At 57.0% G+C, this 14,203-nt stretch carries 12 protein-coding genes and 1 tRNA gene; 9 read left to right on the top strand and 4 right to left on the bottom strand.

Translation table 11 applies throughout. From position 1 onward, the window contains the following. Positions 1–10 precede the first annotated feature (10 nt). The 3 genes from hisH to CLH61_RS06185 all read right to left on the bottom strand — a co-directional run bounded on the left by hisH (position 11) and on the right by CLH61_RS06185 (position 1,917). The gene (hisH, locus tag CLH61_RS06195; RefSeq protein WP_099613844.1) at positions 11–649 is read right to left on the bottom strand and encodes an imidazole glycerol phosphate synthase subunit HisH; all 639 of its coding nucleotides are present in this window, start codon (positions 647–649) and stop codon (positions 11–13) included. A 96-nt stretch (positions 650–745) separates the two neighbouring features. Beyond that, positions 746–1,339 (bottom strand): imidazoleglycerol-phosphate dehydratase HisB, encoded by a 594-nt coding sequence (hisB, locus tag CLH61_RS06190; RefSeq protein ID WP_099613843.1) that lies wholly within the window; start codon positions 1,337–1,339, stop codon positions 746–748. A gap of 116 nt (positions 1,340–1,455) precedes the next feature. Continuing rightward, positions 1,456–1,917: an SRPBCC family protein gene (locus tag CLH61_RS06185; RefSeq protein WP_099613842.1), complete on the bottom strand. Its 462-nt coding sequence runs from the start codon at positions 1,915–1,917 to the stop codon at positions 1,456–1,458. A 164-nt stretch (positions 1,918–2,081) separates the two neighbouring features. Between CLH61_RS06185 and CLH61_RS06180 the strand changes: the two genes are divergently transcribed. From CLH61_RS06180 to CLH61_RS06165, 4 genes are all read left to right on the top strand, one after another. Continuing rightward, positions 2,082–4,307 (top strand): AsmA family protein, encoded by a 2,226-nt coding sequence (locus CLH61_RS06180; RefSeq protein WP_099613841.1) that lies wholly within the window; start codon positions 2,082–2,084, stop codon positions 4,305–4,307. After that, positions 4,307–5,371 carry an A/G-specific adenine glycosylase gene (mutY, locus tag CLH61_RS06175; RefSeq protein ID WP_099613840.1) on the top strand — a complete coding sequence of 355 codons (1,065 nt, stop codon included), beginning with the start codon at positions 4,307–4,309 and terminating at the stop codon, positions 5,369–5,371. Before CLH61_RS06180 ends, mutY begins: the two co-directional genes overlap by 1 nt. 51 nt (positions 5,372–5,422) lie before the next feature. After that, positions 5,423–5,695 carry an oxidative damage protection protein gene (locus CLH61_RS06170; protein ID WP_099613839.1) on the top strand — a complete coding sequence of 91 codons (273 nt, stop codon included), beginning with the start codon at positions 5,423–5,425 and terminating at the stop codon, positions 5,693–5,695. Between the two features lie 121 nt (positions 5,696–5,816). Next, a tRNA-Phe gene (locus CLH61_RS06165) sits at positions 5,817–5,892 on the top strand. 70 nt (positions 5,893–5,962) lie between these two features. On the opposite strand, the gene CLH61_RS06160 is transcribed toward CLH61_RS06165, so the two are convergent. Continuing rightward, the gene (locus CLH61_RS06160) at positions 5,963–6,448 is read right to left on the bottom strand and encodes a hypothetical protein (RefSeq protein ID WP_099613838.1); all 486 of its coding nucleotides are present in this window, start codon (positions 6,446–6,448) and stop codon (positions 5,963–5,965) included. Between the two features lie 297 nt (positions 6,449–6,745). Between CLH61_RS06160 and CLH61_RS06155 the strand changes: the two genes are divergently transcribed. The 5 genes from CLH61_RS06155 (at position 6,746) to CLH61_RS06135 (ending at position 14,191) form a co-directional block, all read left to right on the top strand. After that, positions 6,746–7,321 carry a hypothetical protein gene (locus tag CLH61_RS06155; RefSeq protein ID WP_099613837.1) on the top strand — a complete coding sequence of 192 codons (576 nt, stop codon included), beginning with the start codon at positions 6,746–6,748 and terminating at the stop codon, positions 7,319–7,321. A gap of 222 nt (positions 7,322–7,543) precedes the next feature. Continuing rightward, a complete protein-coding gene (locus CLH61_RS06150; protein ID WP_099613836.1) occupies positions 7,544–8,296 on the top strand; it encodes a hypothetical protein in 753 nt (250 codons plus the stop codon). Between the two features lie 245 nt (positions 8,297–8,541). Further along, the gene (gene hsdR, locus CLH61_RS06145; protein ID WP_099613835.1) at positions 8,542–10,974 is read left to right on the top strand and encodes an EcoAI/FtnUII family type I restriction enzme subunit R; all 2,433 of its coding nucleotides are present in this window, start codon (positions 8,542–8,544) and stop codon (positions 10,972–10,974) included. Positions 10,975–11,024: 50 nt separating this feature from the next. Continuing rightward, the gene (locus CLH61_RS06140) at positions 11,025–12,521 is read left to right on the top strand and encodes a type I restriction-modification system subunit M (protein WP_099613834.1); all 1,497 of its coding nucleotides are present in this window, start codon (positions 11,025–11,027) and stop codon (positions 12,519–12,521) included. Further along, a complete protein-coding gene (locus tag CLH61_RS06135) occupies positions 12,518–14,191 on the top strand; it encodes a restriction endonuclease subunit S (protein ID WP_099613833.1) in 1,674 nt (557 codons plus the stop codon). Before CLH61_RS06140 ends, CLH61_RS06135 begins: the two co-directional genes overlap by 4 nt. Positions 14,192–14,203: the final 12 nt, after the last annotated feature.

Here is a 14,203-nt window from a genome sequence, read left to right as displayed (position 1 = left end):
GCGGGGCCGGTTACTTGCCCGCCCACTGCACAAAGTTTTTCAGCAACTGCAATCCGGCCCGGGCGCTCTTTTCCGGGTGGAACTGTACGGCAAAGATGTTATCCCGCGCCACCGCGGCAGCCAGGTCAACGCCGTAGCGGGTGCGGCCGGCCATGTCGGGGTTATGCTCGGCTTCGGCGTAATAACTGTGGACAAAATAGAAACGGTCGCCGTCGGGGATATTGTGCCACAGCGGGTGATCGAGGGTCTGGTAGACCTCGTTCCAGCCCATGTGCGGGACTTTCAGGCGCTCGCCGTTCTCGGTCAGGTTGTCGCCAAAGAACCGCACCTCCGACGGGAACAGGCCGATACAGTCCACTCCGCCGTTTTCTTCGCTGCGGGACATCAGCGCCTGCATGCCGACACAGATCCCGAGCAGGGGGCGGTCCACAGCCACCTCCTTCACCAGGGTATCCACCCCCAGCCGGCGGATTTCACCCATGCAGTCACGGATGGCTCCGACACCGGGCAGTACCACCCGGTCTGCGGCACGGATCAGGTCCGGGTTGTCGGTGACAAGCACCCGGACATCCGGGGCCACGTGCTCCACCGCTTTGCTGACGGAGTGCAGATTGCCCATGCCGTAATCGATGATGGCAACGGTTTTCATATCGGGAACAGGTTTCCTGAATGCAGTGAGAACGGACTGCGGCCGGCGGTCTGATCAATACCAGGCAGTACCGATCCGTGCCGCCCGCAGTTCCGGTTACAGCGAGCCCTTGGTAGACGGGGTAATGCCCGCCATCCGCTCGTCCATTTCGATCGCCATGCGCAGGGCACGGCCAAACGCCTTGAACACCGTCTCGATCTGGTGGTGGGTGTTCTTGCCACGCAGGTTGTCGATGTGCAGCGTCACCATGGAGTGATTTACAAAGCCGTGGAAGAACTCCTCGAACAGGTCGACGTCGAAGCCGCCCACCGAACCACGGGTGTAGGGCACATCCATGATCAGGCCGGGACGTCCGGACAGATCGATCACCACCCGTGACAGCGCTTCGTCCAGCGGCACGTAGGCGTGACCGTAACGACGGATCCCTTTCTTGTCACCCACCGCCTGCTTGAACGCCTGGCCGAGGGTAATACCGATGTCTTCCACCGTGTGGTGGTCATCGATGTGCAGGTCGCCTTTGGAGGTGATGGTAATGTCCACCAGCCCGTGGCGGGCAATCTGGTCCATCATGTGCTCAAGGAAAGGCACACCGGTATCAAAACAGGCATTGCCGCTACCGTCGAGATTGATTTCGACGGTGATCTGGGTTTCAAGGGTATTTCTTTCAACCCGAGCCTTACGTTCGGCCATGGGGACTCCGTAGTTAAATCGGGCGCCGGGGCGCCGGGAAACATTTCCTGCCGATTATACCGTTTAACTTTCCCGACGTCCCGCAAACACCGCTATGACGATCATAGCCGTGGTCGTCAGAATGCCTTCTTCAGGTTGTTCATGTAGGTATCAACCAGGCTGTTGAATTCATGCTTGATCACCGGGCTGATCGCCAGCTTGAGCAGGCCCGGCAGCGGCACGGTCAGCTCGGCACTGGTCTGGAACTTGACAGACGTGGCGTTATCACCGTTGGCGCGGAGCACCCAGGCTCCCTTCACCACACCATTGCCCTCGCCACGAACCGGCTCCCAGGTGATCTTGCCGGCGTCTTTGTCAGCGGCGTAGCGACAAGCGTAGACGGACTGGATGGCGTGCTTGTCGACACCCACTTTTTCCATCTCCCAGCGGTACACGTTGTCACCCAGGTCGATCAGCTTGTCGACCTTGGGGAAGTGGCTTGCCGACCGGGGTACATCGGCGAGAAGCTCGAATACCTCGTCGTAACTGCCTGGAATCTCGATGTCCCGGTTCAGCTCAATGGATACAGTGATAGCCACGAAAAGCTCCTTGTTGTCGTTGTAGGTCTTGGACCAGTCTAATCTGTTAAGGGGAGCTATTTTGGCTGATCACCGGCGTATTGTCATACATATCAACTTTTAATTTGTGCTTCGTGCGTTATCCTTGGGCTTGCGCCCCTAACAACCGAAAGGATGCTTCGGATATGAAAGCCTTACGTTATCTGATCCTGGCCATTATCGGCATTATCGTACTGGTGGCGGCAGCGATTGCCATCGCCATCGCGGTTATTGATCCCAATGACTACAAGCCGCAGATCGAAAAAGCCGTGGAGGACAACACCAACCTCGACCTGATCCTCGACGGGGACATCGGCTGGTCGTTCATCCCGCTGGGCCTGGAACTGAATAACGTAGAAGCTAAGCTCGACGACCAGAGTTTTGTCAGCCTGCAGCAACTGATCGCCCAGCTCGATTTCTGGTCGCTGATCAGCATGTCGCCGCGGGTCAACACCTTTGTGCTGGACGGCCTGGACGCCAACCTGTCGGTGGACAAGCAGGGCAATGGCAACTGGACCCGCATCATGAAAGAAGACGCGGCCGCCACTGGTACACCAAGCGACGGCAGCGCCCAAGCCGGAGATACCGCACCCACTCCGGCGGCAGCCGCGGAGGAAGGCGCCGCCGAGCCGCTCAACTTCAACGTCGAGAACGTGCAGATCAGCAATGCCCGAGTGCACTACGACGACCAGGCCACTGGCCAGTCCGTTACCCTCGACAACTTTGCCGTCAACGCCCGCGACATCACCCTCGGCCAGGCGTTTCCGCTGGACCTGAGCTTCCGCGTGGAGACCAACCAGCCCCGCTTCGCCGTCGATGCAGCCATCAGTGCCGAGCTGGGCGCCAACGAAGCGCTCAACGAATTCGCCATCGCCAACCTGGACGGCACCTTCGACATGAACGGCGAGCCGTTTGGCGACAAGTCGGTGCAGGCAACCCTTGGCGGATCAGCCGAAGTAAACCTGGAAAACGAAGTGGCGACAGTCAGCGGCTTCACCGCCAGCCTCGCCGATCTCAAGCTCAGAACCGACCTGAGCGTGACCGGCTTCGGCGACCAGCCGCAGCTGCAGGGCAAGCTGGACATCGCCGCCTTCTCCCTGAAAGAACTGCTCGAGGCCCTCGGCCAGGCGCCGATTGATACCGCCGATCCGGAGGTACTGACCAGGATGGCCCTCGCCACCGATATCGCCGGCCCGGCCGGCACCGTGGCCCTCAACGGCCTGAAGATCACACTCGACGACACCACCTTCCAGGGCGACGCCCGCTACGGCATCAGCAACGGCGCCATCGGCCTCAACCTGCAGGGCGACAAGATCAATGCCGACCGCTACCTGCCACTCGCCAGCGAGGAAGACGCCGCAGCCCAAGGCAGCGCCGGTGACAGCCAGAGCGCCAGCAGCAGCCCGGCCACCCCGGCGGAAGAAACCGACCTGCTGCCGCTGGACACCCTGCGGGCCCTGATCATGGACATCAACCTGGGGCTCGGCGAGCTGATCGTCAGCAACCTGACCATCAACGAGATCCAGTCGAAGATCACCGCCAACGACGGCCTGCTCAAGGTCAACCAGTTCAGCGGCAAGCTCTATGACGGCAGCTTCGGCGCCAACGTCACCCTGGACGCCCGCTCCGACAACCCGAGCTGGGTGATCGGCTCCAAAGTCAACAGCGTGCAGACCCTGCCACTGCTGCAGGACCTGGCGGAGATGGACATGCTATCCGGCGGCGCCAACCTGGACCTGGACGTGAAAACCACCGGCAACCGCATCTCGGCGCTGCGTAACAATGCCAATGGCCTGGTCAGCTTCAACCTGGCCGAAGGCCAGTTCACCCGTATGAACCTGACCCGGATGGCCTGCCAGGGCATTGCCCTCGCCAACCAGGAAAGCCTGACGACCAGTGACTGGGGCACCAGCACCCCGTTCAACGATATGCGCGGCACCCTGAAGATTGACGGCAATACCCTCAACAACACCGATCTGGTCGCCTCACTGGCCGGCATGGCGCTGGAAGGTGATGGCACGGTCGACATGGCAGCCTCGCAACTGGACTACGAACTGGGCCTGCGCATTGTTGGTGAGATCCACCGCGACCCGGCCTGCCGCGTCACCGAATACGTCAAGAACGCGGTGATTCCGGTAGAATGCCGCGGCAACTTCACCGAAGATCCCGCCGGCCTGTGCTCGTTCGACGGCTCCCGCTTCCGCGACACCCTCAAGGACATGGCCGCCAATGCCGCCAAGGCCAAGGCGAAAGAAGAAGTGGACGAAGCCAAGCAGAAGGCCGAAGAGAAAGTGAAAGAGAAGCTGGAAGAAAAGCTCGGCGAGGAAGCCGGCAGCAAGGTCAAGGACGCACTCAAAGGCCTGTTCAAATAATGGCCGACAGCTTCGCCGGCCAGCTGCTGGCCTGGTACGACCAGCACGGCAGGCATGACCTGCCGTGGCACCATGACCGCAATGCCTACCGGGTGTGGGTGTCTGAGATCATGCTGCAACAGACCCAGGTGGCAACCGTCATCCCCTACTTCGAAGCCTTCATGAAACGCTTTCCGGACGTGGCCGCACTGGCGGCCGCACCGGTGGACGACGTGCTCAGCCACTGGTCCGGCCTGGGTTACTATGCCCGCGCCCGCAACCTGCACAAGGCGGCGCAACAAGTCGTCGCGGAATACGGCGGCGAATTCCCGCAACAGCAGGAAACCCTCGAAGCCCTCAGCGGCATCGGCCGCTCCACCGCCGCCGCCATTGTCGCCCAGGCCTTCGGCATCCGCGCCGCCATTCTTGATGGCAACGTCAAACGGGTCCTTGCCCGCTACCATGCCATACCCGGCTGGCCGGGACAGACCGCGGTACTGAACCAGCTGTGGCAACATTCCGAGGAACACACTCCGGAAGACCGGGTGCGGGACTACACCCAGGCGATCATGGACCTGGGCGCCACGGTATGCACCCGCAGCCGCCCGGCCTGCGAACGCTGCCCGCTGCAGCCTGGCTGCACCGCCTACGCCCGCCAGGAAACTACCAGCTACCCCGGCGCCAAGCCGAAAAAGGCCAAGCCGGAGAAAACAACCTGGATGGTCATCCTCGAAGACCATCAGGGACGCATCCTGCTCGAGCGGCGCCCACCCAGCGGCATCTGGGGCGGGCTATGGAGCCTGCCGGAGCTGGACCCGGCCTACGGCCCCGAGGAACTACCCGACGCCTGCGAGCGTCAGTTCGGATTCGGCTGCAGTGACGCCGAGCTGATCAGCGGCTTCCGCCACACCTTCAGTCACTACCACCTGCACATCCAGCCGGCGCGCCTCGCCGTCACCGGACCAACCGGGGTGGCCGAGGAGACTGAACAACGCTGGGTCCACCGGGACGAAGCCCTCGCCCTGGGCCTGCCCGCCCCGATTCGCACCCTGCTGACCACACCAGAGCAAACCGCCCTGCTCTGATCTGTTATCATGCCCGCAGACCCGCTACCCGGCGATTCCACAGGAGCAGACATGAGCCGCACCGTATTCTGTCGCAAGTACCAGGAAGAACTCGAAGGCCTCGACTTCCCGCCCATGCCGGGCAAGAAAGGCCAGGAGCTGTATGACACCGTGTCAAAAAAAGCCTGGCAGGAATGGCAACAACAACAAACCATGCTGATTAACGAAAAACACCTCAGCATGATGGACCCGAACAGTCGCAAATACTTGCAGGCCCAGATGGAACGGTTCCTCGACAACGAGCCGTTTGACAAGGCCGAAGGCTATGTTCCACCGGAGCAATAAGCCCAACCTGGTCAAGGACTGAGCAACCCCGAAAAGATCCACAAATTTTTTCTGCACAGCCTTGACTCGGTACCGCTAAACCGGTTTAATAGCGCCCCGTTGCAGCGCAGTACCGCAACACGCCCGGATAGCTCAGTTGGTAGAGCAGGGGATTGAAAATCCCCGTGTCGGTGGTTCGATTCCGCCTCCGGGCACCATTAAGAATTCTGATGAAGCCCGCCTTGTGCGGGCTTTGTTGTTTCTGATGCCCCAATTTGTAAGCAGATTTTACCTTTCAATGGGAACTTCAATCCCAGTCCAGTAGGCCGTTACCTCTCCAGCCGGTCGAATCCTCACCATTGAAAACGTTGAATCCTCAATGTGAACGCGCATTCCTTCCGGGAGCTCAACACACTGACCTGACTCCACCACTCTTGCCAACGCTTCCCACTCTCTATTCGTCATCATGCTGAAGGCGCGAGAGTATACATCCTCGGTGACACAACCCAGCGCAATAGCACCAATATAATATTCACCGGTTACGCTCTTGCTTGGCCGCTCTGCAACCAATGCCGGCGGATCATAAAAATGCCCTATTTCCCAGCTAATTAGAACCCACATCATCGCGCCAACAAATACCAGAGTGCCAATATTGACCATCCAGGTATACACTGTATTTATTCGGAAGTTTTCACCGCAGTATTTACACCCGGGCGCAGCCTTTTCTATTACCTCATTACATTCTGGGCACTTCCGATGGTGATTAACAATCATTAGGCTCTCCCTTTCCCTTCAACTATCAACGGTAGTCCATATAAGCGCGCGGGCCCTTCCTATCGGAAATCCATCACCACGGGGGGGCGCTGAGCGTGGTTTCTACCTGAATTCAAACTTTCCCAAGCTCGACAATTTCAGGAACTACCATCGGTGAGCATGCCCACTCGAACAAGTAATAATTGGCTTTTACTCCAGATTTCTGAACGAAACAAGCATAGCCTTCATCGCGAACCGCATGTGACCTATAGTTTATGCTACTGATGGAATTGGATGTCTCTAATGGGAGTTAATTGCATGAAGATCCGACCTATCATTATTCTATTCGCAACCTTTAGCTCTGGCTGCATCTCAACCCCAACCACTGAGGAAATACCGGTGGTGACCGATGGCTATCACGGGATCACTCTATTGGATTTAGAAGCCACTGTACTAATTGACTCCCGCTTCACCGAGCGACAGAAACTTGAAAACAGGAAAGGCAAATTCTGGGTATATACTGATTATGAGGGCGAATCTGACCAAGAATTCATCCTGCTAACTATAGGAAGCAATGATTTGCCTGAACAACTTGAAGGCGCCACAGATGTTGATACGCCGCTCGGCCCAGCATTTGAATTATTTTTTGCGACAGAGCTAAGTCAGCTATCTCTCGATAAACTATCCGAAGCGCATGGCTTCGATGCCCCAGCCTGCGGGTATGGCCGACAACTTATATTCCGCCCTGAGAAGTCAGGCAGATACTTGAGCATCACTTACATCGAAGGAAAATCTTGCTCAACCGCCTTTCAGCTCGACGGTGACATGGAGAAATTAACACAAACATTGGTAAGAACACGAGCCGAAACTGTTGTCAAATTAAAACCGTTATAACGGATAGATCCTTCAGTAAGTGACAAGATGTGCTTAAACTAGCTGCCGAATTAATCTAATAATCAAATGTTCGAACGGTCGAACTTAGACTTTCAATCGATATGGGACATGAGTTTGAATGCATTCATATACCGCATTTTCCAGTATGCGTTTATAGCAAAATATCCACAAAATCTCTGCAGCTAGTTAGCCTAGTGCATCAACATCCGGAGGGACTCGGAAATGAAATCAGGAATTCTAACCATACTCGCAATGACATCCCTCGCGGGTTGTGGAGGCAGTAGTGAAAATGAAACCGCCACAACCGAACCAGAAATATTGTGCCTACCCGCCATCCAAAAATACTCCCAAGAAACAGCACAAAATGCCGGAGTGTACCGTGGCTTCCTCGAAATCGCAGCCGAGGAATCGTCAGATGACGCGTACGCAATCCTCACGCCCTCAGGTCGCATTACGGTTATTTCAAGTATCGGCATAGTGACAGGCTACTTCTCCGATAGCGTTCAAGTGTCAGGAAATGTCGACCTGTGGAGCGCTGAAACCGAGCGAACCAATTATTCACTCAATGGATTATTTGTTGCCCGAGACTCAATTCAGGGCTACAACCTTGGCATTTTCGACTACCAATTCCATGCCCAGTATCAGGTTCCGAATGAAGACATCTGTCTGGCAGCTGTCGATGCGACCGGCTCGTGGTCTCAAACCTACGATGAGGTGACAACAACTCTAACGATTGATGCTGATAACACCTTCACTGGATCCGATAGTACCGGATGTGTGTACGCCGGCAGCCTCAATGACCCATCCGTTGAAGGTGGTGTTTTTGAAATAGAGGCGACCGTCAGTAATTGCATCAAAAGCGGAATCTACAAGGGAGCTGGCTCAGTGCTTGGCGTTCAGCCGCAGACTGCAGACCTCATTTTCGGAGTCTTGTGGAACGAGGACCGGCACATAGGGCTAAGCTTGGAAAGGTGACAGCTCTTGTCATTCTTTTCAGGTTTGCAAATAGGACCGCTTGTTTCCCAGGAAATATTCTGATGTCGCTGTTACTGACCATGCGCACCTCCCAATATCGGTCAGACACCGCACATCGCACTCCACGCGCTAGTGACACAGCAAACCAAGCAGCTCTTCTGGAACCCGACAATTTGGGCTACCCTGAAGCGGCAAAATCATTTCACGTCAGATAGTTGCAATCCGGAAATAACGGCGGCGAGCGCATGGACAAGAAAAAGCTCACAGAGCGGGACATCTGCACCAAGTACATCAATCCTGCCCTGCAGCAAGCAGGATGGGACATGCACAGCCAGGTGCGGGAGGAAGTCTCGTTCACTGCTGGCCGCATCATCGTGCGTGGCAGGCTGCACACCCGTGGCAAGCGCCGCCGGGCGGATTACGTTCTCAGCTACAAGAAGAACATGCCCATTGCCATCATCGAAGCCAAGGACAACAACCACAGCCTGGGCGATGGCATGCAGCAGGCTCTGGCTTACAGCGATGCCCTCGACGCCCCTTTCGTGTTCAGCAGTAACGGCGACGGCTTCCTGTTCCACGACCGCACCGGGCTCTTCGGCCAAACCGAAACCACCCTAAGCCTGGGCGAATTCCCCTCCCCAGAAACCCTCTGGGAGCTCTACTGCCAGCACAAAGGCATTCACCAGAACGCCAGGCAGACGGTCGAACAGCCCTACTACGATGACGGCAGCGGCCGAACGCCCCGCTATTACCAGACAGTCGCCATCAACCGCACTGTAGAGGCCGTGGCCCGCGGACAGAACCGCATTCTGCTGGTGATGGCCACCGGCACCGGCAAGACCTTCACGGCCTTTCAGATAATCTGGCGGCTGTGGAAGTCCAAGCAGAAGAAACGCATCCTGTTCCTGGCCGACCGCAACATTCTGGTAGACCAGACCAAGAACAATGACTTCAAGCCCTTCGGCCAGGCCATGACCAAGGTCACGAACCGAACGGTAGACCCGTCCTACGAGATTTACCTGTCGCTGTACCAGGCCGTCACCGGCAGCGAGGACGAGCAGAACATTTACAAGCAGTTCTCCCCGGACTTCTTCGACCTCGTGGTTATCGACGAGTGCCACCGGGGCAGCGCCTCCGTGGACTCCGCCTGGCGGCAGATTCTGGACTACTTCTCCGCCGCCACCCACATCGGCCTGACCGCCACACCGAAGGAAACCAAGGAAGTCTCCAACATCGACTACTTCGGCGAGCCGGTTTACACCTACTCCCTGAAGCAGGGCATCGAAGATGGCTTTCTGGCCCCCTACAAAGTCGTACGCATCGACCTGGATCGAGACCTGCAGGGCTGGCGCCCCAGCAAGGGGCAGACCGACAAGCACGGCGAGCTCATCGAAGACCGCATCTACAACCAGAAAGACTTCGACCGCCAGCTCGTGCTGGAGAAGCGCACCGAAGTGGTCGCCAGGAAAGTGACCGAATTCCTCGAACAAACCGACCCCTACCAGAAAACCATCGTCTTCTGCGAAGACATCGACCACGCCGAACGCATGCGCCAGGCCCTCGTGAACCTGAACCCGGAGCGAGTGAAAGAGAACCGCAAGTACGTCATGCGCATCACCGGCGATGAGCAGGAAGGCAAAGCCGAGCTGGACAACTTCATCAACCCGGAAGAGCGTTACCCGGTGATTGCTACCACCAGCAAGCTGATGACCACCGGCGTGGACGCCCAAACCTGCAAACTCATCGTGCTGGACCAGCGCATCCAGTCCATGACCGAATTCAAGCAGATTATCGGCCGTGGCACCCGCATCAACGACGACTACAACAAGCACTGGTTCACCATTCTGGACTTCAAAAAGGCCACCGAGCTGTTTGCGGACCCAGCATTCGATGGCGACCCTGTGAAAGTCTATGTTCCCGGAGCCGGAGATCCCGTTAATCCTGATGACGAGGACGCGCCGGAGACTCCAGAGCCGGGGCATGGATGCGGCGAGGAGCCCGAGGGCTATGAAGCAGACCCCGAAGCGGGTTGGGAAACCGACGACCCGCAAGGCGGAGATACCGGTGGCCCGGGCGAAGGTGGTGGAACCGGCGGTGGCCGAACCCGTTACGTGGTAGACAATGTTGAAGTCACCGTCATAGCGGAGCGCGTCCAGTACCTCGGCCCGGACGGCAAGCTCATCACCGAAAGTCTGAAAGACTTCACCCGCAAACAAGTGAAAGAGCAGTACGCCACCCTCTCCGACTTCCTCAAAGGCTGGAACGAAGCCGAGCGCAAACAGGCCATCATCGAAGAACTGGCCGAGCAAGGTGTAATGTGGGACGACCTCATCAAGGATGTCAGTAAGAAACTGGGGGCCGAACCCGACCCCTTCGATGTCATCTGCCACATCGTCTACGACCAGCCGCCTCTGAGCCGCAAGGAACGGGCCGAGCAGGTGCGTAAGCAGGATTACTTCAGTAAATACGAAGGCGCCAGCAAAGAGGTTCTGGACGCCCTGCTGGACAAGTACACCGACGACGGCATCGAGCCTATCGAAGATGTTAAAATCCTCACCCTCGCGCCCTTCAGCCAGATAGGCTCACTCATGGAACTGGTGGACTCCTTCGGGGGCAAGCCCGGCTACACCGAGGCCGTGAAAGACCTGGAAGACGAGCTTTACCGGCAAACGTCCTAATCCGAACTAATCATTTAACACCATTCCGAGCACCCAGGAACTGAACATCTATGTCTATCAGCACCACCATCAAATCCATCCAGGACATCATGCGCAAAGACGTTGGCGTAGACGGCGATGCCCAGCGCATTGGCCAGCTGGTATGGATGTTGTTCCTGAAAATTTTCGACGACCGGGAAGATGAGTGGGCAATTACTCACGACGATTACAAATCCCCGATTCCGGAACACTTGCGCTGGCGCAACTGGGCCGCCGACCCGGAGGGCATGACCGGCGACGAGCTCAAAGACTTCATCGACAACACCCTGTTCCCCGGCCTGCAGAACCTGGAGCCGGCCGGTGACGACTACAGGGGCGTGGTTATCCGCAACGTGTTCGAGGATGCCTACAACTACATGAAGTCCGGCCAGCTTATGCGCCAGGTCATCAACAAGCTGCAAGACGGCATCAACTTCAACAAATCCGCCGAGCGCCATGAGCTGGGCGATATGTACGAGCAAATCCTCAAAGACCTGCAAAGCGCCGGTAACGCCGGTGAGTTCTACACCCCACGGGCGGTGACCGAGTTCATGGTCAACCGGATAGACCCGAAGCTGGACGAAAAAGTGATGGACCCGGCCTGCGGCACCGGCGGCTTCCTTACCTGCACCATCGAGCACAAGCGCAAACACTACGTCAGCACCCCGCAGGACGAACAAACCCTGCAGAAGAGCATCCACGGTGTTGAGAAAAAGCCCCTGCCCCACCTGCTGGCCACCACCAACATGATTCTGCACGGCGTCGAAGTGCCGGACCAGATCAAGCACGACAACACCCTGGCCCGCCCGCTCATCAGCTGGGGCCCGAAAGAGCGGGTAGACGTTATCGTGGCCAACCCGCCCTTCGGTGGCATGGAAGAAGACGGCATTGAAACCAACTTCCCCAGCGCCTTCCGCACCCGGGAAACCGCCGACCTGTTCATGACCCTGTTCATCCACCTGCTGCGGGACGGTGGCCGCGCCGCCGTGGTGCTACCAGACGGCTTCCTGTTCGGCGAAGGCATGAAAACCCGCCTCAAGGAAAAGCTGCTGGAAGAGTGCAACCTGCACACCATCGTGCGCCTGCCCAACGGCGTGTTTAACCCCTACACCGGCATCAAAACCAACCTGCTGTTCTTTACAAAGGGCAAACCCACGGAAACCGTGTGGTACTACGAACACCCCTACCCGGAAGGCTACAAGAGCTATAGCAAAACCAAGCCCATGAAGTTCTCCGAGTTCCAGACCGAAATCGACTGGTGGGGCACCGAGGCCGACAGCTTCGCCAGCCGCGAGGAAACCGAGCAGGCCTGGAAGGTGTCAATCGACGACATCAAGGCCCGCAACTACAACCTGGACATCAAGAACCCCTGGCAGGGCGAAGAGGTCAACCATGACCCGGACGAACTGCTGGCCAAGTACGAACAGCAACAGGCCGAAATCCAGGAAATCCGCAACCAACTGCGGGACATCCTAGCCGATGCGCTTTCTCACAACAGCGATGAGAATACCGACGGAGGTGCGGCGTGAGTGCGCGGGAGCTGATTACCGAGCATCTGGATTTGTGGACCGGGGCAGTCACGAAGAAGTCCAGCAGTGGCCGGGGGAGTAATGGCAAGGTTGAGTTGACTGGCATTAAGAAGCTTCGGGAGTTGATTCTGGAGTTGGCCGTACGGGGCAGGCTAGTTGAGCAGAATCCAGCAGACGAGCCCGCCAGCAAGCTCCTTGAGCGCGTCAGAGCTGAAAAACTTCACTTGGTGAAACAGGGCGAGATTAAGAAACGGAGGAAGCTCCCTGAACTTTCGGAAATGACCATACCTTTTCACTTACCTTCAAGCTGGGAATGGGGTCAGCTAGAGGATGTGGGCCGAGATTGGGGTCAGAAAGCACCAAGCAACGAATTTAGCTATATTGATGTCGCTTCTGTCGATAACCTGCGAGGTGCAACCACCCAGCCCAGTATTCTCTCAGCTGACGAAGCACCATCGCGAGCAAGAAAAATCGTGCGTGAAGGGACGCTGATATACTCAACCATCCGTCCCTACCTCCAGAATATCGCTGTAGTCGAAAGCGAAATCGAGCCAGAGCCAATCGCCAGTACAGCATTCGCTGTCCTTCACCCACTCGCTGGAATGCCTGCTCGCTTTTTCCTTCACTACCTACGAAGCCCAGCCTTCGTGAGATATGTTGAATCGGCGCAAACTGGCATTGCTTACCCAGCGATTAACGACAAACAGTTTTTCTCGGGCCTAGTACCGGTTCCTCCGTTGGAAGAACAACACCGCATCGTCCAAAAAGTCGATGAACTCATGGCCCTCTGCGACCGGCTGGAAAAGCAAACCAGCGACCAGCTCGAAGCCCACGAAACCCTCGTGGACACCCTGTTCGGCACCCTCACCCAATCTCAAAACGCCACCGAACTGGCCGACAATTGGGCCCGCCTCGCCGCCCACTTCGACACCCTTTTCACCACCGAACAGAGCATCGACAAGCTCAAGCAGACCATCCTGCAACTGGCCGTGATGGGGCGGTTGGTGGAGCAGGATGCGGAGGATGAGCCCATCATTGATTACCTTAACTCACACAATATTAATGCCACCAACCACGAACAGTCTGGATGGGCTCAAGTGCGCTTGGGAGATTTGGGCGAAATCATTGGCGGAGCTACGCCGAGCAAGAAAAATCCCGAATTTTGGCAGGGAGAGATTCCGTGGGTTTCACCCAAAGACATGAAGACTGATCAAATATCAGACAGTCAAGACCACGTCTCTAAAGAAGCGATTACAAATAGCCCGCTGCGCAGAATCCCACCACAAAGCTTACTTATGGTTGTCAGAGGGATGATACTCGCGCACTCCTTCCCTGTCGCAATAACAACTGCCCCCGTCACCATCAATCAAGACATGAAAGCGCTAGTCCCGCCAAGTGACATCTCCCAGTACTTGCTTTTGTTTCTTAAAGCTCGAAAAGCAACTGTGACCGACCTGGTGGACCGCTCTAGCCATGGCACCTGTAAGCTAAAATCAGAGAAACTCTGGGCGCTGCCTATCGATTTGCCCCCTATCAGGGAGCAGGAGAGGATTCTAAGTAGAGTCGATGAACTCATGGCCCTCTGCGACCAAGTCAAGGAACGCCTGAACCAGGCCAGCGAGACCCGCTGCCAGCTGGCCGAAGCCATTGTCCAAAAGGCAGTGAGTTGATGCTATCTCGAA

Source organism: Marinobacter profundi (assembly GCF_002744715.1).
GTDB lineage: Bacteria > Pseudomonadota > Gammaproteobacteria > Pseudomonadales > Oleiphilaceae > Marinobacter > Marinobacter profundi.
Note: the sequence above shows the minus strand (reverse complement) of the source record. Positions and strands in the feature narration are given on the sequence as shown.